This is a genomic window from Sinorhizobium sp. M4_45 (assembly GCF_002885915.1).
Taxonomy (GTDB): Bacteria; Pseudomonadota; Alphaproteobacteria; order Rhizobiales; family Rhizobiaceae; genus Sinorhizobium; species Sinorhizobium meliloti_A.
The window spans coordinates 88,090-109,529 of sequence record NZ_NWVE01000002.1 but is presented as its reverse complement, the minus strand read 5'-3'; the positions used below and the strand labels follow the sequence as shown (position 1 = coordinate 109,529).

Genomic DNA, 21,440 nt, shown 5'->3' with positions numbered 1-21,440 from the left:
AGGCGGCGACGGTGAAATGGCTCAAAGGTATCGGCTTGGCGCTCATTCCCTTCCACCTGCACGACTACCCGATAGCCTTGACCCTCGGGTGCTACCTGCTGTCCTGCGCGGTGATCTTCTATACCGACCGGTTCGCCCTTCCGGCGCGCGAACGCAGGAAGAATGCACCGAAATACGGGCGCTATCAGGACAGGATCGACCGTCTCGCCCGGCTGCCGGTCATCGCGCTCGTCTTTGCCGGCTTCTTCGCGATCTCGTGGCGGCCCCTCTATGCCGCCGCCGGCACGATGAGCTTCTTCATCATTTTCACCGGCATTTCCCGCGCGAAGTTCAAGTTCATCCGCGAGCCGCTGGTCTTTTCCGATATTGCCCTGGTCGCGGATGTCTTCAAGTACAAGACGATCTTCTATGCGAGCTCGCTGAACGTCGTCTTCTGGATCGTCGCCTTCCTTTACGTGTTCGGCGTATCGGCGCTTTACATGTATTTCGAGCCGACGATCCTGCCCGAAAGAAGCAGGCTCTTCTGGGTTCTGATGATGGTGGGGATCGCCGCCGGACCCTGGGGCCTGTTGTTTTACGGGCCGGTGAACCGCCCGACGGCCGCTCTCGTGCAAAGACTGGTGAAGGCGATCAACGTCAAGATGAACACGGTGCGTTTCGGTACCTTCGCTTCCGTCGTCTTCCATTTCATCATCTGGCTCGGCGTCAAGCGCGACAAGATCGTCGCTGAATTGTCGGAAATACTGCGCGCCGCGGTACACGACCTCATCGGCCACGAGGAGGCCCCGCTGATCGTCGTATGGCAGTCGGAGTCCTTCATCGACATGCGGCATTTCGGTGTCGATTCGATCAAACTTCCGACGGTCGACCGGTTGCGCAAGCAGGCGGTGCAATGGGGGCGTTTGAGCAATGTCTTCGAGGGCGGCTACACGCTGCGCACCGAATTTGCCGTCCTGAGCGGCCTCGTGCCCGACGACATCCACGTCGATGCCAGCTATCCCTATCTCCGTGCCGCGCACTATGCCGATGTCGTCTGGCCCGGAAAGCTCAAGCGCGCCGGCTGGCGCACGCATTTCATTCATCCCTATGACCGGACGTTCTTCCTGCGGCACAAGGCGATGCCCCTCCTCGGATTTGAGAAGCTTACCATGCTCGATGCCTTCGACCATAAACCGGAGCGCGACGGGCTTTATGTCTCGGACGCCACGCTGGCAGCCCGCGTGCTCGCCGAAGTCGAGAAGCTGCCGGAAGAGGAGAGCGGCTTTTTCTTCGTCGCCTCGATGGCCAATCACGGGCCCTGGGAACCGGGGCGTGTCGGCACGCTCACCAATCCCGTCGATATCTACCTGGCGATCCTCGAGCAGTCTGACGCTGCGTTGAAGCAGCTGATCGACGGCCTCAACAAGCTCGACCGGCCGGTCTGGTTCGTCTTTTACGGCGACCACGCGCCCCTTCTGAAATCCTTCGCGGATCCCTTCCCCGATCCCCGCACGGATTATTTCATCGTGCCGCTCGCCAAGGCGCGCACTGCGGCCCACAGCCCGAAGCGAGCGAAGGACGAGGATCCCTGGAACCTGCTCGGCTCCATGCTGAAGCACGCCAATCTGCACAAGGACGCGCTGCAATAGCAGCGTCTTCCGGAAATCCGCCCGATGACAGCAGATACGACCTTCGATCCCGCGCCGCCAAGAACCTTCCTGTTCCTGCAGGGCCCGGCGTCGCCGGTCTTCGCCAAGGTCGCCGGGCATCTCGAAGCCCTGGGCCATTGCTGTCTGCGCATCAACCTCAATCCCGGCGACCAGATATTCTGGCGACGCCGGGGCGCCCATAACTACCGCGGCTCGTCGGCGCGGTGGCCGGCCTATGTCGAGGCCTTCATCCGCCGCCACACCGTAACCGACCTCGTCCTGCTCGGCGAAGAGCGCCCCTATCACCGGACCGCCACAGCTGCGGCGCGAAAAGCCGGCATCCGCGTCTTCGTGGTCGAGATGGGCTATCTCAGGCCGGACTGGCTGACTCTCGAGCGCGGCGGCATGTCGTCCAACTCGCACTTTCCGGTCGATCCCGCGCAAATCCTGCGCGCGGCATCGGGTTTGCCCGAGCCCGACTGGCAGCGGCGCTACGGGCAGAGCTTTCTTGCAGAGGCTGCATACGACCTCCTGTACAACCTGCCGAACGTGTTTTTCTCTTTCCTCTTTCCCGGCTACCGCCGGCACGGAATCTTTCATCCGCTCGCCGAATATGCCGGGTGGATCCGGCGGCTGGCGGCCGGCAAAGGCGAGCAGCGGCGCGCGGATGCGTTGATCCGCTCGTTTTCGGCGAAAAATGCGCCGTATTTCGTCTATCCGCTTCAACTTGAAACAGACTTTCAATTGCGTGCGCATTCACCCTTCCGCAGCCAGCGGGAAGCGATCGACGGCATTCTTGCCTCTTTCGCGCGACATGCGCCGGCAGGAACCAGTCTCGCCATCAAGGTGCACCCGCTCGACAACAGCCTGATCCCCTGGCGCAGGATCGCCTCGGACAAGGCCGCCTCGCTCGGTGTCGGCGACAGGGTCCTCTATCTCGACGGCGGCAATCTCGATTCGCTTACGCAGCACAGCTGCGGAATGGTAACGGTCAACTCCACCGCCGGATTGCATGCTCTGAAGCAGGGCAAGCCCGTTAAGGTCCTGGGGACGGCCGTCTTCGACATTGCCGGTCTCACCGACCAGCAGCCGCTCGACGCGTTCTGGACGGCGCCCGAAGCCCCGGATCCGGTGCTGAGCGGGGCAATGTTCAGGCTGATGGCCGCTTCGATCCAGGTGCGCGGGAACTTCTATTCCCGTGCGGGTACGGATGCCGGCGCCAAGGCGATCGCGGAGCGGCTGCACCGCAACGACGTCAATGAACCGGGCGCCTTCGTCGACCCGCCGCCCCGGCAAAAGCCGGCGAAAATCAGCGAAGATCAGGCGACGCCGGCACGCAGCAGATCGTGAATGTGCAGGATGCCGGCCGGCGCGCCCGCTTCGTCGACGAGGAACAGCACGGTGACCTTGTGGTCCTGCATGAATTCCATGGCGGCGCTGGCAAGGACATCACCCTTGATCACCCGCGGATTGCGCGACATCACCTCTTCGACGGGTTGCGCCAGGAGGTCGCCCGTCATGTGACGGCGCAGGTCGCCGTCGGTGATGACGCCGACCAGCTTGCCGCTTTCATCTTTTATGCCGACGACGCCGAAGCCCTTGGCCGACATTTCGATGACCGCCTCGCTCATCGGGCGACCTACGGAGAGCAACGGCATCTGCCCGGTGCCATGCGCCAGCTCCTGAACCAGGCGCAACTGCGCGCCCAGCTTGCCGCCCGGATGGAAGGTCTTGAAATCCTCGGCCGAGAAGCCGCGCCGCTCCAGGAGCGCGATCGCCAGAGCATCGCCGACGGCAAGCTGCAGCATGGCCGAGGTCGTCGGCGCCAGGCCGTGCGGACAGGCCTCCGGCACCTTCGGCAGCACGAGGGCGATCTCGGAATTGCGTGCAAGCGTGCTCTCGCGGTTCGAGGAGATCGAGATGATCGGCACTTTGAAGCGCTTGGCGTAGGTCAGCATGTTGGCGAGTTCCGCCGTTTCGCCCGACCAGGAGAGCAGCACCAGCGCATCCCGGGCGGTGATCATGCCGAGGTCGCCGTGGCTTGCCTCGGTCGGATGGACGAAATAGGCCGAGGTGCCGGTGGATGCGAGCGTGGCTGCAATCTTGCGGCCGATATGCCCGCTCTTGCCGACGCCGGAAACGACGACCCGGCCATCGCCGTCGCCCATCAGTTCGACCGCATCGACGAGGGCGGCCGCGAAGGCTTGGTCGCCGGTCAGATGGTCTGCAAGGGCCTTGATGCCGTTCGAGGCAGTCGTCAGCGTCCTCCCGATCGACTCCAGCACGGTGCCACCGGCATGCGCATCCGCCGTCGCGTGTCTCACACCCATCATCGCCCCCTGTAGGGCACCTCCGGGAAAAGTGTGTCACGGTTTTCCGCCGGAAGTGCGTAGCAAAAAAACGGCCTCGTCAGCGGGCCGCAGCAAGATAGAGGCCAGATAGGCTCTTTTCACGGACAAACCAAGTCATTCGGCGGCCATTTGTACCAAACCGGCGACTTTTCGGGACCGTCAGGTCAGCCGATGCGCTTTTCGGCCGAGGTCTCGGGGGGGAGGACTCCGCTGGCGGCAAACTCGGCGAGCGTCATCGAATCGAGGATGGACGACATCGCGTCACGCACCGAGGTCATCGAGATGCGCACCCGGCAGGTCTCCGGATCATTGCAGTCATCGCACATTTCATAGGCCGTGCGACTGGCGCAGCGTATCGGCGCCAGCGGGCCGTCGAGCGTCCTTATGACATGGCCGATGCGAATCTCGGAGGCCGGTCGCGACAGGGAATAACCACCGCCGGGCCCTTTCTTCGAGCGCAGCACGCCGGCGTTGCGCAGTTCCAGAAGTATGGTGTCTAAAAACTTCTTCGGAATGTTGTTGCGCTGCGCGATTTCGGTGATGAAGGCAGTCTGCCCGGGTGGAAGCCGTGCCAGGTCGACCAATGCTTTCAGTCCGTATTTTCCCTTCTTCGTCAGCATTCGAGCCAATTCTCCCCGATCCCGCAGAATCGCCGGATCCGCCCTCGGATACAATCTTGTCCTGGCATAGCACAAGAATGCGCTGCCAACACACAGCTATAGTCGACAACCGGGAGATGACGGGCAATCAAGACGCAAGGAGCGGGAGCGCGCGTATATTACGCTCGCATCCCGCCCGCGGTCCTGAAACGATAATGGGGACTAAAGCACTTCCAGCGAAACTGTGCAGCGGCGTTCCGTCGGGAAGTGCGTACTCTTGAGAGTATTCGGTTCTGAAGCAGTTCGACTTCTGCCCTCACGCGGCGGCAATGCCGGGTGGCCGGCTGGTAAGATTCCGCCCGCCCTGGGCGGAAAGGAGCCGGCCAATGGCCGCGCGTGCTTCATCGACCGAACGGAAGCGCTGAGCGTCCAGGTCCCAGACGTGATACTTGACTGCCAGGAACTTCAGACGGTCTTGGTCAGGAACGACGACTCCGACGGCTTCGCCACCATATTCGATAACTTGCTTGCTCATGTAAATAACGCTCCTCCGCACCCACGGGCGCGGATAATTCAATTCTCGGCAAAGGATGAACTCGGTAAGTTTGAACGGTCACATTCGGCGAAGTTGGCGAATGAGACCTTTAACCGTTGCACGACAATGGGAACGTGAGCCGCAGAAAGCGGCGGTCGAGAATTCGAACATGTCACTCTCCTTTGGCTGGCCCGGCACAAGACGCCAGGCGCTCATGAACAAATCGAAGCGGAATCCTTCCGCCTCCCACGATGGCAAACTAAAATAATCTACCAATTTCGTCAACTGAAGAAACGAGAACGCGAAAAATAATTCCCCATCTCGTTTCCGTAGCTGCCGTCTCGGCAAATCCGTTCGCCTGTCCGGGCTATCTCGCTATCTAGGTAGCGCCGAATCGCCGTGCAAGGGACGGGTCGAATATAGGCAGTCATTTCCGACGAAAAAGGGGCAGCCCCCGGAGAGGCTGCCCCTTTGCCGCGATCGACACGGCGGCATCAGCAAAAGCGCGGACGGTGTTCCGCCCGCATCCGTCAACGGCGCGAGGCCGTCAGGCCGTCGGCGTTTCCGCCTGCTGCCCGGTGGAGCGAGCGGCTTCCCGCTCCTTCCACCAGCGGCTCAGGAACAGCAGGATCGGGCCGCCGATATAGATGGACGAAGTCGTGGCGACGATGACGCCGAAGATCATCGGCCATGCGAAGCTCTGCACCGCCTCGCCGCCCCAGATCGCCATCGGCACCAGGGAAAGCGCCGTTGCAGCCGAGGTGAAGATGCATCGCGCGATCACCTGGTTGATGCTCATGTCGATGAGATCGGAGAACGGCATCGATTTGTACTTGCGCAGGTTTTCGCGCATGCGGTCGTAGACCACGACCTTGTCGTTCACCGAATAGCCGATCATCGTGAGCAGTGCTGCGATCGCGGTCAGGTTGAAGTCGATGCCCGTAAGCGCGAAGAACCCGACGGTCTTGGTGATGTCGAGCAAGAGCACGGCGATGGCGCCGACGGCAAAGTGCCATTCGAAGCGGAACCAGATGTAGAGCAGGATCGCCACCATGGCCAGGGCCACGGCGAGGAAGCCGGAGCGCGCCAATTCGCCGCTGACCGTCGGACCGACGACCTCGGTCCGCTCCATGCTGGCACCGGGGATGGCGGTCGTCACCGCATCCTTGACCTTGTTCAGTGCCACCGTCTGCGCCTGCTCGCCGCCCGGCTGCCGCTGCACGCGGATCAGCACCGATTGGCCGCCGCCGAAGTCCTGGAGCGCCACCTCGCCGAGATTGAGCTCCGCGAGGCTTTGACGCAGCGTCGGCAGACTGATCTTCTCCTTCGAAACCGCCTCGACCTGAATGCCGCCGATGAAGTCGATGCCGTAGTTGAGGCCCGGCGTGAAGAACAGGATGACGGAGCTGATCGACAGGAATGCCGAGAAGCCGATCGCGAGGAAGCGGCCCTTCATGAAGGAGAAGTTGGGCAGCTGCGGCACCTTGCCAAAAAGCGACGGGATTTCCAGCTTCTTCATCTTGCGGCGCACGACGACCTCGCGCATCAGCAGGCGCACGACCGTAACGGATGTGAACATCGAAATGCCGATGCCCAGCATCATGGTGACGGCAAAGCCTTTCACGGGCCCGCTGCCGAACCAGAAGAGAAGCACCGTGCCCGCAAGCGTGGTGACGTTGGAGTCGATGATCGTCGCATAAGCCTTGTTGAAGCCTATATCCAGCGCCTTCATCGCTCCGGCGCCCGCCTCGGACTCTTCGCGGATGCGCGCATTGATCAGGATGTTAGCGTCCACGGCCATGCCGATGCCGAGAATGATACCGGCGATACCGGGCAAGGTCAGCGTCGACCCGATCAGGCCGAGTACGCCGATCGTCATGATCGTGTGCAGCACCAGACCGACATTGGCAATCATACCCCAGGCGCCGTAGAGGACGACCATGAGGACCACGACGAGGCCGAAACCGGCGAGACCGGTATAGAGGCCCATACGAATCGAGTCGCTGCCGAGATTCGGACCGACCGAGCGCTCTTCGATGATCGTCAGCGGTGCCGGCAGCGCACCGGAGCGCAGGAGCGCGGAAAGAACCGTCGCCTCCTCGACCGTGAAGCTGCCGCTGATCTGGCCGCGGCCACCGAGAATGGGCTCGTTGATGACCGGTGCCGTCAGAACCTTGCCGTCGAGCACGATCGCAAACGGCCGGCCGACGTTTTCGCGGGTGATGTCGGCGAACTGGCGGGCGCCGAGTGAGTCGAAGCTGAAATCGACGACCGGCTGGTTGGTTCGCTGATCGAAGCCGACCTTGGCGTCGTCGAGGCGCTCGCCGGAAATGGCGACGCGGCTTTCGACCGGATAGCGGTTGCCATCATTGGCGCCCGGCAGAATGTCGACCCCGCGTGGCGCCGGCTGCGTGACGTCGACGGCCTGGTCGAGCATGTGGAAGCTCATCTGTGCCGTCGAACCCAGAAGCTCGCGCAGGTGAGTCGGATCCTGGAGACCGGGCAGCTGGACGAGAATGCGGTTGGAACCGATGCGCTGGATCAGCGGCTCGGCGACGCCGACCTGGTCGACGCGGTTGCGGATGATTTCCAGGCTCTGCTCGACCGCCTTGGTCATGCGGTCGGCAAGACCCGCCTCGGTCATGGCCAGGGTGATGACATCGCCCGCCGTCGTTACCTCGACCTCGGGAGCGGGGGCGGCAAAACCCACAGTGCTCACGGGCGTCGCCAGTTCCTGCAGCTTCGGCAGAACCTTTTCCCGGTCCTGAGCATCGGGGATGCTTACGGTCACGCTGTTGCCGCTGATGCGCGCCGAGGAGGCGGAGACGCGCTCACCGCGCAGGACGCGACGGGTATCGTCGAGAAGCGAGTTGATGCGAGCCTTCTGCAGCCCCGCCCCGTCCACCTCGAGAACGAGGTGCGAACCGCCCCTCAGATCGAGGCCGAGCGTGACAGGTTTGAACGGGAGAACGGAAGTGACCTGCTCCCTCATAGCCGGCGTCAAAACGCTCGGCAGCGCCGCAAGGCATCCGAAAATGATGATCGCGACATAGGCGAGGACCGCCCATCTGGATGTACGCATGTGGGAATTCCATAAACGCCTGAACGCGCTTCGATCAGCGTCCGGGCTGGGTTTTCATCAATGGCTGAGGCGGGATCGAAAGCCCTGCCGAACTCAAACGAGGGCGGCCGGCGGTGGCGGCGCGCGGATGCACTCGTTCTGACACAGTGCACCGCCTGCGATTACGGCTCGCGGCAGAGTTGGAGAAGGAGAAGCCTCGGGCGCAGCGAGCGCGACGCGTTGGAGCTGGATGAACGGCGCCGGATCGCCGCCGACCATCGACTTGCCGTCCGCGCGCTCGCCGTTGAAACGGAGGTCGGGCAGTGCAACCGCCCTGCATATCTGGCGGGCGATCGGCCGATCGGAGGAACCTGTATCGGGTTGAGCGACATTGCCGGCCGGCGCTCCGGCCGCACGGCTTGCCGCACTATGGCCGACCGCAATGACCTGCATGGAAAGAGAGGCGCAGAACAGCCACAGCACGGCGAGAAGCCGGCTGGCGTGCATGCTCCTGCTGCCACCACCCATGAGGTCCATCTAGGACGCGGTCCCTTTCTCTTTGCGTCCGGTCTATCCGCGATCGAACGCAAGCGAGACAATTCAGCCCGAGCACCAAGCTACACGAAGAACGTGGCCGGATTCGAGCATGTGCGCTCTTAACATCACTCCGGGCCGGAAAAGTCAAATCCGGGCCGTCACGCTGTAGCGCCGGCGGTTCTCTCCTGGTGGATTTCGATGAGCGAAGGCCCCGGGCGCGACGCCGCATCGGCGAGAGCGCGCGGCAAATCCTCCACGGTCGCCAGCCGCTCTGCAGGCAGGCCGTAGGCTTTGGCGGTCAGCAGGAAATCGGGCGCGGAAGGTTTTACACCCTCCGGCGTGATCCCCGATTCGACCATGTAGGACTCGATTTCCCGGTATCCGTCATTGTTCCAGACGAGGAAGACGACCCTGGCATGGGCATCCACCGCCGAACCGATCTCGGCCAGAGAAAACTGGAACCCGCCATCGCCGACGAGGCATATGACCGGCCGCCCCCGATCGGCGACCGCAGCGCCTACCGCGGCGGGAGGCGCATAACCGAGCGAGCCGTAGCCCGTCGCCGAATTGAACCACGCCCTTTGCCGCGGTGCGTCGCAATAGAGGTTGCCGGCATAGACGGCCTGGGTCGAGTCCCCGACGATGGTGCAGTCGGGGAGCGTCCGGTAGATCGCCTCGACGACGCCGATTTCCGCAAGCATTTTCGGTGTCAGCTCCTTCAGCGCCTGCTTGCGCGCGGCCTCCGCCCGCAAGGCTCCATTCTTGGCTGACGCATGGTCCGGCAGGAAGCCCAGAATGCCCGCAGTCGCAGCCTTCGCGCCGGAGAGGATCGAAAGTGCTGCTTGAGGTCCGCGCGCGAGCTGCGCCGCATCGATGTCGGTGCGAATGAGGTTCTTCAGCAGCGGAAAGCCGCCATCCGCGTAGAGATCGTAATCGGTCTGGCCCATTTCGGTGCCGAGCGCCAGCACGAGGTCCGCCTCCCGCAACAGCTCGCGTATCGCCTTGAGGCTCGGGCTTGCCGGTACCCGGAGCGGATGGCCGGCAAGCATGCCGCGGGCGTTGACCGTCGTGACCACCGGCGCACCGATCCGCTCGGCGAGTTCCCGCACTTCCGCTTCCGCCGTCAGGGCGCCGCCGCCGCACAGAATGACGGGCCGGACGGCTTCGGCGCAGAGGATCGCCGCCCTTTGCAGCGTTTCGCTGTCGGAGCGCGGGCGGGTCGCCGCCGCCGGCTTTGCCGGACGACCCTCGATCTTCAGGGCCATCACGTCGGTCGGAATTTCGATATGGACCGGGCCCGGCCGGCCGGAAAGCAGCACGGCAAAGGCGCGGTCGACGACGAGCGGCAGATCGGCGGGGTTGAGAAGCGTGTGCGAATAGAGCGCCAGCGTCTTCATCATTCCATTCTGATCGGGCAGCTCGTGCAGCAGCCCCCGGCCATGTCCGAGAGAATCCCGGCGGTTGACGCCGGAGATCACCAGCATCGGGATCGAGTCCTGCCGGGCTTGCGCCATGGCGGTGATCGTATTGGTAACGCCCGGACCGGTGATCACGAGGGCCACGCCAGGCTTGCCGCTGACGCGTGCATAACCGTCGGCCATGAAGCCGGCACCCTGTTCGTGGCGCGGCGTGACGTGGCGAATATTCGATGCGGCAAGGCCCCGGTAAAGTTCGACCGTATGCACGCCCGGAATGCCGAATACGACCTCCACTCCGTTTGCCTCCAGGAGATCGACAAGGGTCTCGCCGACGGTTTTCGATTCGACGGTCATGCGCGGCGCTCCTTGCGGGTGGTGCAGCGTTCGGCGAGTGCGGCGATGCGGCGGCAGGCCTCCTCGATAGCGGCATCCGGAACGGTGAGGCTCACGCGCAGAAAGTTGCGTGCCTTGTCGCCGAAGGACGACCCCGGCATGACCGCAACTCCCTCCTCTTCCAGGAGCGCCCAGGCGAAGGCTTCGCCGGAGAGGCCCGTGCCGGAGACGTCGATCAGCGCAAACATACCCGCCTCCGGCGGCACCACCGAAACCCCGGACACCCCCGCAAGACCGTCGATGATCCGCCGGGCACGCCGGCTGTAGGATTTCCGCATCTGCCTCGCCGTATCGATGTCATGCGTCAGCGCGTAAGCGGTCATATCGGCGATGAACGGCTGCTGCCCGAAAAGCATGGTCTCGGAGATCGGCAAGAGGCGCTCGGTGAACTCGGCCGGGCCGACGGCCCAGCCGCTGCGAAAGCCGGGTGCTGCATGCGACTTCGAGATGGACGAGACGACCACCGTGCGTTCGGCAAGATCGGGATTGTCGAACGGCGAAGCGAAGAGCGCATCGAAGACGAGCTCCTCATAGACCTCGTCGCAGACGATCCAGAGATCGTGACGGCGCGCGACCTCACCGATCGCCGCAATCTCCTCCGCCGTCAAAACGGCGCCGGTGGGGTTGTGCGGCGTATTGAGGAGCAGCACGCGGCATTCGGGCGTGACCGCCTTTTCCAGATCCTCCGCCCGCATGTGGAAGCCGTTTTCCGGGTCCAGCGGTACGAATACCGGATGGGCCCCCGTGGATCGGATGACGCCTTCATAGGTCGCGTACAGGGGGTCTCCGACGAGCACGCCGTCGCCCGTCTCGGCAAGCGCGAACATCACCGCAAAGAGCGCCGTCTGCGTTCCCGGGAAGCAAAGAATGTTCTCCGCGGTCACGGCGGCACGGCGGCGACGGTATTTTTCGGTAAGCGCCGCCACGACCGCCGGCTCTCCGCGACCATTTGAATAGCGGTAGCGTCCCGCGTTCATCGCCCGCTGGCACGCTTCCAGAAGCGCGCGGTCCGGCGGCAGATCCGGTTCGCCGATTGTCAGCTCGATGAGCTCGGCGCCACTCGCCTTCAGCTGACGTGCGCGGGTGTGCAGCGTCCATTTGCCGGAACCGAGCTCGGCAAGACGTGATGTGATCGACGCGTAGCGCAAGTATTCACTCCCTCATTCGTTTTCTATTTTTCGATCCGAAGACCGAGCAGGGCCTCAACCGAGGCCATGGCGATGCCGACCAGTTCGCCCTCGCGAAAAAGATCGCCGGCGAGGCAGCCTTCGACCCAGAGCCCGTCCACGAGGCCGTTGATCGCGATTGCGTAGCGGCGGCACTCCTCGGGACCGGCGGGCCGGCCCTTCGCCGCAAGAAAATCGCTGAGCAACTCCTGCAACGCGTTGCGGAAGGCGAGGTAGCCGTCGCGATGGATTTCTGAGAGCACCGGATCGACCCGCACCTGGCTGATGAAAGCGGCCCAGAGAGAGATGCTGCGGCTGTCGGCGACCGGTTCGGTCAGATTGATGGCGATGAAATCCTTGAGACGCGTCGCCGGATCGCCCTCGACGTTCTTCGCCTTCTCCGTGAGAGAGGCGATGACGGCGCGGTATGCCTCCGCAACCATCTGGTCTTTGGATTCGAAATAATGACGGACGAGCCCGGCGGTAACGCCGGCGCGAACGGCGATCTGGCGCACGGTCGCACCCTTGAGGCCGAATTCCGAGATGCAGTCCAGCGTCGCCTCGATCAGTTCCTGGCGCCGCTCGCCCTCGGGGGCGCGATAGAAGCTGCGCCGGTTCACCGCGTGCCCCGCACCGTGCCGTTCAGCCAGATCGTCATTGCCTGCGAACCGGTTGGGCTCATGCGTTGCTCCCGGGAATGACCGTTGTTGCGAGGAGCGTCAGAAAATCGACGCGGGTGTTATTATACGCTTGAATAATAGCGACACAAGTGCAACGATGCCCTCCAGAAACAGCGTGACAAGCCGAAGATGCTGCACGAGAGAACGACCAGGGGAACTGTTTTTATGGCTTCAACGAACGTTCCGCGAACGAGAGGAGCCGCGCGCCGATGACGGATGCGGCCCAGGCAATCGCGGTTACCGACCTCCACAAGCGTTTCGGGCCATTGGAAGTGCTGAAGGGCGTATCGCTGAGCGCGCAGCAGGGCGACGTCATCGCGATCATCGGCGGCAGCGGTTCCGGCAAATCCACGCTTCTCCGTTGCATCAACATGTTGGAACTGCCCTCGGCCGGTCAGATCAGCGTGCACGGAGAAGAGATCCGCATGAAGCCGGACGGACACGGCGGATTGATGCCGGCCGACCGCAAGCAGGTCCAGCGGATCCGCACCCAGCTCGGCATGGTTTTCCAAAGCTTCAATCTCTGGCAGCACATGACAATTCTCCAGAATGTCATCGAGGCGCCGGTGCACGTACTCGGGAAAACGAAGGCCGAAGCGGTTGAGACGGCCGAGGCGCTGCTCCGCCGGGTCGGCCTTTACGAGAAGCGGGATGCCTATCCGGCCTTCCTGTCCGGCGGTCAGCAGCAACGCGCCGCCATTGCCCGGGCGCTTGCGATCCAGCCGCTGGTCATGCTCTTCGACGAGCCGACCTCTGCGCTCGATCCGGAACTCGTCGGCGAAGTGCTTTCGGTCATCGGCGATCTGGCGCGGGAAAAGCGGACGATGGTGCTCGTGACCCATGAGATGAAATTCGCGCGTGACGTCGCCACGCACATCGTTTTCCTGCACAACGGCGTGATCGAGGAACAGGGTCCGCCAGAGGCGATCTTCGGCGCTCCGAAGTCCGAAAGGCTCAAGAAGTTCATCAGCTCCATTCACTGAATTCCGCAATGCTCAACAACCAAAAAGGGAACGGCATGAAGAAGACATTGAAACTCATGGCGCTCGCCGCCGCCCTGGCCATCACGGGTGCGGCCGCCGCCTCGGCCCAACAGGTCAAGGTGGGAATCGCGGCGGAGCCTTATCCGCCCTTCACTTCGCCTGACGCCAGCGGCAACTGGCAAGGCTGGGAGATCGAGTTCATGAAGGCCATGTGCGCCGAGGCCAAGCTCGATTGCGTCGTCACCCCGGTTGCCTGGGACGGCATCATTCCGGCGCTGACCTCCAAGAAGATCGACATGATCATCGGCTCGATGTCGATCACCGCGGAGCGGCTGAAGACCATCGACTTCTCCGACAAGTACTACAATACGCCGACCGGCATTATCGGCGCCAAGGGCGACGACATCAAGCCGACGCCGGAGGGTCTCGCCGGCAAGACGATCGGGGTGCAGGTGTCGACCGTGCACCAGGCCTATGCCGTGAAACACTTTGCGCCGGCCGGCGTCGAAGTGAAGGAATATCAGACGCAGGACGAGGCGAACCAGGATCTCGCCGCCGGCCGCGTCGATGCCGTCCAGGCTGACGCGATCGCCCTCGATGCCTTCCTGAAAAGCGACCAGGGCAAGCAGTGTTGCGATTACAAGGGCGAGGTCGCCGAGGACGTCGACGTCATCGGACCCGGCGTCGGCGTAGGGTTGCGCAAGGGAGAGACGGAACTGAAGGAAAAGATCAACGCGGCGATCAAGGCGATCCGCGAGAACGGCACCTACGACGCCTTCTCGAAGAAATACTTCGACTTCGACATCTACGGCGGATAACCGCAAGCGGCCGGCGGTCGGGGCGATCGCCGGCCTTGAATTCCTGTTCGAGCGGGATGCGGATTGCGGACATCCTCCATGATCCCCGCTCTGTTTAAGAGGCTGCCGTGCTCGGTGATTCCTTTATCAACTGGAGCCTGCTTTCGCTCTCGGCGCCCGGCTGGGGCGGTGTCCTGCTGCAGGGTTTCCTCAGCTCGATCGAGATCGCAGTCGGCGGCTATGCGCTCGGGCTCGCACTCGGTATCGGCGGGGCCTTCGGCAAGCTCTATGGCGGACCGGTGCTTCGCGATCTTCTGGAGTGTTACACGACGGTGGTTCGCGCGGTGCCCGAACTGGTACTCATCCTGCTTCTCTACTATGCCGGCACCGATCTTCTGAACCAGTTCCTGGGCGCCATCGGGGTCGGAGCCGTCGATATCAGCGGGCTCGTGGCAGGCATCTTCGTGATCGGGGTCGTGCAGGGGGCCTATTCGACGGAGGTGCTTCGCGGAGCGATCAAGGCGGTTCCCGCCGGCCAGATCGAGGCGGCGCGCGCTTACGGCATGTCGCCGCTCCTGGTGCTGCGGCGCATCACGCTTCCGGCGATGCTGCCCTATGCCATCCCCGGGCTTGCCAATCTGTGGCTGATCGCCACCAAGGACACGGCTTTGCTCGCTGTCGTCGGTTTCAGCGAGTTGACGCTGGTCACCCGGCAGGCGGCAGGCGCCACCAAGGCCTATCTCCTCTTCTTCTGCGCCGCCGGTGCGCTCTATCTGACGCTGACGCTCGTTTCCAATGTCTTCATCGGCATGGTCGAACGCCGTGCGCGACGCGGCTTCGCGGAGCAACGATGACCGACGAAACCACCCACGCGCTCGCATACACGCCGGAAGACCTCCCGAGAAAGGAGAGTTTCCTCAAGCCCCATCGCATCGTGCTGATGCTTCTCTTCGCGGCGCTCGTGGTGGCGGTCGCGGTCTTCATGCGCTGGGACTGGCTGCCGCGCTACCTGCCGAGGCTCGGCTCCGGCATTCTCGTAAGCTTGGCGATGCTCTTCAGCACCGCGATCCTCGGCTTCCTCCTGGCCGTGCCGCTCGGCCTCGCCCAGGTGACCGGCCCCTGGTTCTTCAAGGCTCCAGCCCGCATCTTCTGTACCGTCATCCGCGGTACGCCGCTGCTGCTGCAGCTATGGCTTCTCTATTACGGGCTCGGCTCGCTCTTTCCGCAGTTCCCCGCGATCCGGCAATCCTTTCTCTGGCCGTATCTGCGCGAGGCCTGGCCCTATGGGGTGGCGGCGCTTACGGTATCCTTCGCCGCCTATGAGGGCGAGGTCATGCGCGGCGCGTTCGCCGGCGTGCCGTCCGGGGAGTTGGAGGCCGCCCGTGCCTACGGCATGGGCCGCTGGACGATGTTCCGGCGCATCTGGCTGCCGCGGGCGATCCACCGCGCGCTGCCCACCCTTAACGGCGAGACCGTGCTGCAGTTGAAATCCACGCCGCTCGTCGCGACAATCACAGTCGTCGACGTCTATGCGGTGATCTCGAAGGTGCGGCAGGAAACTTTCCTGACCTATGAGCCGCTCCTGCTGCTCGCGGCGATCTACATGTGCTTGACGGCCATACTGGTCGTGGCCTTCCGCTACTTCGAAAACCGAATACCCACCCGTGGTGCCTGACATGAAGCTTTCCGCCTCCATAGACAATGCCATGCCGGAACTCGTGGCCATCCGGCGCGATCTGCACGCCCATCCCGAACTTGGGCTTGAAGAAACGCGGACATCCGCCTTCATCGCCCGCCATCTTGAAGCACTCGGCTATGAGGTGACGACGGGCCTGGCGAAGACAGGCGTGGTCGGCACGCTGAGATCCGGCACCGGGTCGCGCTCGATCGGCATCCGCGCCGATATCGATGCGCTGCCGATCCAGGAGGAAACCGGGGCCGCCTATGCAAGCACGAAGCCGGGCTTGATGCATGCCTGCGGTCATGACGGCCATACGACGATGCTGCTCGGCGCGGCCCGTGCGCTTGCCGAGCGAAAGAATTTCGACGGCACGATCCACCTCATCTTCCAGCCGGCGGAGGAGAATGCGGGCGGTGCGAAGATCTTGGTCGACGAGGGTCTCTTCGACAGATTTCCCTGCGATGCCGTGTTCGCGCTCCACAACGAACCGAACCTGCCCTTCGGCCAGTTCGCTCTGCGCGAGGGCCCGATCATGGCGGCGGTCGACGAGGCGCGGATCACCGTTCACGGCTGCGGCGGCCACGGCGCCGAACCGCAGGAGACCGCCGATCCTATCGTTTGCGGCGCCAGCATCGTCATGGCGCTGCAAACCATCGTCGCACGCAACATCCATCCGATGGACCCCTCCGTCGTGACCGTCGGCGCGTTTCACGCCGGCTCCGCCAGCAACATCATTCCGGAGCGCGCAGAGATCGTCGTCGGCATACGCTCCTTCGATCCGGGTGTCCGCGATGAGCTCGAACGCCGCATCCGGATGATCGCCGAGGCTCAAGCGGCAAGCTTCGGCATGCGCGCAACCGTCGATTACGAGCGAAGCTACGATGCCACGATCAACCACAAGGCGGAGACCGATTTCCTCCGCGAGGCCGCCATCCGCTTCGCAGGCGCCGACAAGGTCGTCGATCTCGCGCGGCCGTTCATGGGAAGCGAGGACTTCGCCTATATGCTCAAGGAAAGGCCGGGCAGCTATTTCTTCCTGGGCTCGCGGGTGACGGGCGAGGAAAAATCGCTCCACCACCCCGGCTATGATTTCAACGACGATCTGCTGCCCATCGGCGCTGCCTTCTGGACCGAGCTCGCCGAGGCCTACCTCGCGCGCCGGTGATTTCTCGGAGTGCTTTCCTCCCATCCCTGTGCACGTCACAGGGATGAGGCTCGAAAGCGAGGCACGGCAGGCTGCGTAGAGGACGCTGTCGCACGCGCGGCTGCCCTGATGGGCACGCGCTTCAAAGTGCCGCGGGCGAACGATTGCCGCAGTGTGACAACGTGACGATCCGCCCGTCATTGACCTTTGGCAATATTGCGTCAGATTCAATCACACGATGCAGATCGCAAATGCCGGACGCCGTTCGCGTCTGAGCTTGCGGTTTCCGCCCGAAAGGATCAGCGCCGTGTTCGAAGCCTTTGACGCAACTGTCCTTGCACGCATACAGTTCGCCTTCACCGTCTCCTTCCACATCATCTTCCCGGCCTTCTCCATCGGGCTTGCCAGCTATCTGGCCGTTCTCGAAGCGCTCTGGCTCTGGAAGAAGGACGAGGTCTATCTGGAGCTCTTCAACTTCTGGAAGACGATCTTCGCCGTCGCTTTCGGCATGGGCGTCGTCTCCGGCATCGTCATGTCCTACCAGTTCGGCACCAACTGGAGCGTGTTTTCCGACAAGGCCGGGCCGGTAATCGGGCCGTTAATGGGCTACGAGGTGCTGACCGCCTTCTTCCTGGAAGCGGGCTTTCTCGGCGTCATGCTGTTCGGCCTCAACCGGGTCGGCCCGAAGCTGCATTTTTTCGCAACCGCCATGGTCGCGCTCGGCACGCTGATCTCGGCCACCTGGATCCTCGCGGTGAACTCCTGGATGCAGACGCCCGCCGGCTTCTCCGTCAACGAGGCCGGGCAGTTCATTCCTGACGACTGGTGGGCGGTCATCTTCAATCCGTCTTTCCCGTATCGGCTGACGCACATGGTGCTCGCCGCCTATCTGACGACGGCCTTCGTCGTCGGCGCCTGCGGGGCGTGGCACCTCCTGCGCAAGACCGCGCCGCGGCGCGCCCGCACGATGTTCTCAATGGCGATGTGGATGGCGGCGATCGTCGCGCCGATCCAGATCTTCGCCGGCGACCAGCACGGACTTAACACGCTCGAACATCAGCCGGCAAAGGTAATGGCGATGGAAGGGCATTATCAAAGCCATCCGGAAGGCGCGCCGCTGATCCTCTTCGGCATTCCGAACTCCGCCGAGAAGCGCGTCGACTACGCGCTCGAGATCCCGAAGCTTTCGAGCCTGATCCTGAAGCACTCGCTCGATGCGCCGCTTGCCGGTCTCGACACCATACCAGAGGACCGGCACCCGCCGGTCGCCATCGTCTTCTGGTCGTTTCGCGTGATGGTGGCGATCGGCTTCGCCATGCTCGGTCTCGGCCTCTGGAGCCTCTGGTGTCGGCTGCGCGGCACGCTCGACACGAGTGCCGCGCTCCACCGCGCGGCGGTGCTCATGGGCCCGGCGGGCTTCGTGGCAGTGCTTGCCGGCTGGATCACCACGGAGGTCGGGCGGCAGCCCTACACGATCTATGGGCACCTTTTGACGGCGGACTCGATTTCCCCGATCGCAGCGCCGGCTGTGGGCGCCTCGCTCGTCGCCTTCATCATCGTCTATTTTCTCGTTTTCGGCGCCGGCACCTTCTACATCCTGCGGCTGATGGCACGCCTGCCGCGCGATGCGAGGCCGGATCTCGACGAAGGACCCTTGCGCACGGCCGGAGTGACGCCCGGGCCGGCAACAGCCAACCAGGGAGGCCATCATGGCCATTGATCTGCCACTGATCTGGGCCGCGATCATCGCTTTTGCGGTGCTTGCCTATGTCGTTCTCGACGGTTTCGACCTCGGCGTCGGGATATTGTTTCCGTTTTTCCCCGAAAAGCATGACCGCGACGTCATGATGAACTCGGTGGCCCCGGTATGGGACGGCAATGAAACCTGGCTCGTGCTCGGCGGCGGAGGGTTGCTCGCCGTGTTTCCGCTCGCCTATGCGACGATCCTGCCCGCACTTTACGCGCCCATCATCGCCATGCTGATCGGCCTCATCTTCCGCGGCGTGGCGTTCGAGTATCGCTGGCGCACGCAGCGCGGCGAATTCCTGTGGAACTGGGCCTTTGCGGGCGGCTCGATGCTCGCTGCCTTCGCGCAAGGCCTGGCGCTCGGCGCCCTCGTGCAGGGCATCCCGGTCGAGAACCGGGCCTATGTCGGCGGCTGGTGGGACTGGCTGACGCCGTTTTCAATCGCCACCGGGGTGGCGATCGTGATCGGCTATGCGCTTCTCGGAGCGACCTGGCTGGTCATGAAGACCCGTGGCGAGCTCGCCGAACGGGCGCGCGGCGTCGCGCTTCGAACCGCTCTCGCCACGGTTGCCGCAATGGGCGTCGTCAGCCTCTGGACGCCGTTTCTCGAGCCGGTCTATCTGGAGCGCTGGTTCGGATGGCCGACGGCGATCTTCAGCGTCATCGTGCCGCTGCTCGTCCTCGGCTGCCTTTACCTTCTTCTCAAGGGCATCCGCGACCGGCACGATGTCCAGCCCTTCATCGCCGCGCTCGGCCTGTTCGTGCTCGGCTATATCGGCATCGGCATCAGCTTCTATCCCTTCATGGTGCCGCCTTCGCTGACGATCTGGGATGCCGCCGCGCCGGACGAGAGCCTCGCCTTCCTGCTCGTCGGCGCGCTTGTGCTGGTGCCGATGATTCTCGCCTATACCGCCTATGCCTACTGGGTCTTCCGCGGCAAGGTCGATCCGGAGGAGGGCTATCATTGACGCGCTCGAGCGGCACTGCCCGCAAGCTTCTCTGGTTCGTGGGCCTATGGGCCGCCGGCGTCGCGGCAGTCAGCATTGTCGGTCTTGCGATCAAGCTTGCTCTCGGTGCGTGACCCCCCGCTGCAGCGGAGCCGTCACGCTGCGTCGGTTTAACCCCTTCTCAGCCGGCGTCCCCTTTGCTAGCAGTTCGGCGCTATCAAATGGGGCGGCCTCCGCTCCGCGAGGATCCGACATGCAGAAAACACCGGCAGAATGCACGACGATGGACGATATACGTGCGGAGATCGACCGCCTCGACCGCGCTTTGATGACGCTCTTCGCCGAACGCTGGGGCTATATCGAGCGCGCCGCGGAGATCAAACGCCCGCTCAACCTCAAGGCGGACATCCCGGCACGGGTGGCGGAGGTGAAGGAAAACGCGCGCCGGAACGCGCTCGAACTCGGCCTCGATCCGGACTTCTACGAACGATTCTGGGGACAACTCGTCGAACGTGCCATTGCGCACGAGCGGAAACTGCTCGGAGAGGACCACGCCTGAAGGCTTCACCCGACGGGCTCAGCCGTTCGCGATCAACCGCTCGTCCTGTTCCTCGTCGAAGCTGTTCTTGCGGCCGAGATGGCTTTCCCAGTCGAAGGCGCTCCGGACGATATGCTCGAGGCTCGCATGCGTCGGGACCCAGTCGAGCTTCAGCCGGGCTACGGAAGAGTCGGCGACTATTTGCGCCGGATCGCCCGGCCGCCGGGGCGCGTAGTCCACCATAAAATCGCGGCCGGAAACCTGGCGCACAGTATCGAGCACCTGCAGCACCGAGAAGCCGTGGCCGTAACCGCAATTGGCAACCAACGGTTCACCGTCAGCCCGCAGATAGGCGAGCGCGCTCCTGTGTGCCGCCACGAGATCACTCACATGGATATAGTCTCTGACGCCGGTACCGTCCGCCGTCGGATAGTCCGTGCCCAGGACATCGACCTTCCGGCGCCTCCCGAGCGCCGCCTCGCAGGCGACCTTGATCAGATGCGTCGCGCCGAAGGTGGACTGCCCGGCGCGGCCGAGCGGGTCGGCCCCGGCCACGTTGAAATAGCGCAACGCGACAAAACGGAAATCATGCGCGGCCGCGGCGTCCTGCAGCATCATCTCCGACATCAGCTTGGAGCGGCCGTAGGGACTCTGGGGCCGCAGGGCGGCCGTCTCGCCGACCGGGTCGGACGTATCCTGGGTTCCATAGACGGCGGCGGTCGAAGAAAAGACGAAATGGCGAACGCCGGCCTCGATGGTTGCGGCAATGAGCGTGCGCGTATTGGCCGTATTGTTTTCATAATAGGCAAGCGGGTTGGCGACCGATTCCGGTACGACGGCCGAGCCCGCAAAATGGACGACCGAGTCGATGTCGTTCTCGGCAAAGACCCGCTGGAGCAGCGCCCGGTCACCGACATCGCCGAAGTAGAAGCGCGCCTCCGGTGCGACCGCCCAGCGAAATCCAGTCGACAGACAGTCGAGCACCACCACCGCTTCGCCGCCGTCGAGCAGCGACCATACCATGTGGCTGCCGATATAACCTGCTCCGCCTGTTACCAATACGGCCATTTCCCGTCCCCTGTCCTCAGCATATGCGGGATCAGAAAAGACGCGTTCGCGTTTCAGAAATTCTAAATCAGGGCGCTGTTTGCCGGCACGCAGCGGCTATTCTCGGTGGGGTGGTTAAGGGTCTGCCGCACCGATCGCTCGGATTTTACCGATTGGCCGTATCCTCGC

General features: G+C 63.5%; 19 protein-coding genes. 10 read left to right on the top strand and 9 right to left on the bottom strand.

Going from position 1 to position 21,440, the window contains the following annotated elements; all coding sequences use genetic code 11:
- The first annotated feature begins 11 nt into the window (after positions 1-11).
- Together CN933_RS06125 and CN933_RS06120 are read left to right on the top strand one after the other, a co-directional pair.
- On the top strand, positions 12-1,628 hold the full coding sequence (locus CN933_RS06125; RefSeq protein ID WP_018094161.1) for an LTA synthase family protein: 1,617 nt from the start codon (positions 12-14) through the stop codon (positions 1,626-1,628).
- A 24-nt stretch (positions 1,629-1,652) separates the two neighbouring features.
- Positions 1,653-2,978 carry a capsule polysaccharide biogenesis protein gene (locus CN933_RS06120; protein ID WP_102761357.1) on the top strand — a complete coding sequence of 442 codons (1,326 nt, stop codon included), beginning with the start codon at positions 1,653-1,655 and terminating at the stop codon, positions 2,976-2,978.
- Here the strand turns inward: CN933_RS06120 and CN933_RS06115 are convergent.
- The 8 genes from CN933_RS06115 to CN933_RS06080 all read right to left on the bottom strand — a co-directional run bounded on the left by CN933_RS06115 (position 2,948) and on the right by CN933_RS06080 (position 12,308).
- Positions 2,948-3,961 (bottom strand): KpsF/GutQ family sugar-phosphate isomerase, encoded by a 1,014-nt coding sequence (locus tag CN933_RS06115; RefSeq protein WP_018094159.1) that lies wholly within the window; start codon positions 3,959-3,961, stop codon positions 2,948-2,950. The two genes, CN933_RS06120 and CN933_RS06115, sit on opposite strands and share 31 nt — an antisense overlap.
- 182 nt (positions 3,962-4,143) lie before the next feature.
- Entirely contained in the window at positions 4,144-4,599 is a 456-nt protein-coding gene (locus tag CN933_RS06110; RefSeq protein WP_018094158.1) for an RrF2 family transcriptional regulator, read from the bottom strand.
- Positions 4,600-4,894: 295 nt separating this feature from the next.
- Complete coding sequence (locus CN933_RS06105; protein WP_018094157.1) at positions 4,895-5,113, bottom strand: hypothetical protein; 219 nt, start codon at positions 5,111-5,113, stop codon at positions 4,895-4,897.
- 547 nt (positions 5,114-5,660) lie between these two features.
- The gene (gene secD / locus CN933_RS06100) at positions 5,661-8,195 is read right to left on the bottom strand and encodes a protein translocase subunit SecD (protein ID WP_018094156.1); all 2,535 of its coding nucleotides are present in this window, start codon (positions 8,193-8,195) and stop codon (positions 5,661-5,663) included.
- Positions 8,196-8,288: 93 nt separating this feature from the next.
- The gene (locus CN933_RS06095) at positions 8,289-8,711 is read right to left on the bottom strand and encodes a hypothetical protein (RefSeq protein WP_018094155.1); all 423 of its coding nucleotides are present in this window, start codon (positions 8,709-8,711) and stop codon (positions 8,289-8,291) included.
- 158 nt (positions 8,712-8,869) lie between these two features.
- The gene (locus CN933_RS06090) at positions 8,870-10,483 is read right to left on the bottom strand and encodes a 5-guanidino-2-oxopentanoate decarboxylase (protein ID WP_018094154.1); all 1,614 of its coding nucleotides are present in this window, start codon (positions 10,481-10,483) and stop codon (positions 8,870-8,872) included.
- Positions 10,480-11,670, bottom strand: coding sequence for a pyridoxal phosphate-dependent aminotransferase (locus tag CN933_RS06085; protein WP_018094153.1), 1,191 nt, complete (start codon positions 11,668-11,670; stop codon positions 10,480-10,482). The genes CN933_RS06090 and CN933_RS06085 overlap by 4 nt, the downstream gene beginning before the upstream one ends.
- 23 nt (positions 11,671-11,693) lie before the next feature.
- On the bottom strand, positions 11,694-12,308 hold the full coding sequence (locus CN933_RS06080) for a TetR family transcriptional regulator C-terminal domain-containing protein (RefSeq protein ID WP_018094152.1): 615 nt from the start codon (positions 12,306-12,308) through the stop codon (positions 11,694-11,696).
- Positions 12,309-12,577: 269 nt separating this feature from the next.
- Here CN933_RS06080 and CN933_RS06075 point away from each other — a divergent pair, with 269 nt between their 5' ends.
- The 8 genes from CN933_RS06075 (at position 12,578) to CN933_RS06040 (ending at position 20,225) form a co-directional block, all read left to right on the top strand.
- Positions 12,578-13,351 (top strand): ABC transporter ATP-binding protein, encoded by a 774-nt coding sequence (locus CN933_RS06075; RefSeq protein ID WP_018094151.1) that lies wholly within the window; start codon positions 12,578-12,580, stop codon positions 13,349-13,351.
- Positions 13,352-13,386: 35 nt separating this feature from the next.
- The gene (locus CN933_RS06070; RefSeq protein ID WP_026168528.1) at positions 13,387-14,169 is read left to right on the top strand and encodes a transporter substrate-binding domain-containing protein; all 783 of its coding nucleotides are present in this window, start codon (positions 13,387-13,389) and stop codon (positions 14,167-14,169) included.
- Between the two features lie 107 nt (positions 14,170-14,276).
- A complete protein-coding gene (locus tag CN933_RS06065; protein ID WP_018094149.1) occupies positions 14,277-15,002 on the top strand; it encodes an ABC transporter permease in 726 nt (241 codons plus the stop codon).
- Entirely contained in the window at positions 14,999-15,823 is an 825-nt protein-coding gene (locus tag CN933_RS06060) for an ABC transporter permease (RefSeq protein WP_018094148.1), read from the top strand. The genes CN933_RS06065 and CN933_RS06060 overlap by 4 nt, the downstream gene beginning before the upstream one ends.
- A gap of 1 nt (position 15,824) precedes the next feature.
- The gene (locus CN933_RS06055) at positions 15,825-16,994 is read left to right on the top strand and encodes a M20 aminoacylase family protein (protein ID WP_018094147.1); all 1,170 of its coding nucleotides are present in this window, start codon (positions 15,825-15,827) and stop codon (positions 16,992-16,994) included.
- A gap of 217 nt (positions 16,995-17,211) precedes the next feature.
- Entirely contained in the window at positions 17,212-18,693 is a 1,482-nt protein-coding gene (locus CN933_RS06050) for a cytochrome ubiquinol oxidase subunit I (RefSeq protein ID WP_018094146.1), read from the top strand.
- A complete protein-coding gene (gene cydB, locus CN933_RS06045; RefSeq protein ID WP_018094145.1) occupies positions 18,683-19,687 on the top strand; it encodes a cytochrome d ubiquinol oxidase subunit II in 1,005 nt (334 codons plus the stop codon). Before CN933_RS06050 ends, cydB begins: the two co-directional genes overlap by 11 nt.
- 232 nt (positions 19,688-19,919) lie before the next feature.
- Positions 19,920-20,225, top strand: coding sequence for a chorismate mutase family protein (locus CN933_RS06040; protein WP_018094144.1), 306 nt, complete (start codon positions 19,920-19,922; stop codon positions 20,223-20,225).
- Positions 20,226-20,243: 18 nt separating this feature from the next.
- Here the strand turns inward: CN933_RS06040 and galE are convergent, their stop codons facing one another.
- Positions 20,244-21,272: a UDP-glucose 4-epimerase GalE gene (gene galE, locus CN933_RS06035; protein WP_018094143.1), complete on the bottom strand. Its 1,029-nt coding sequence runs from the start codon at positions 21,270-21,272 to the stop codon at positions 20,244-20,246.
- Positions 21,273-21,440: the final 168 nt, after the last annotated feature.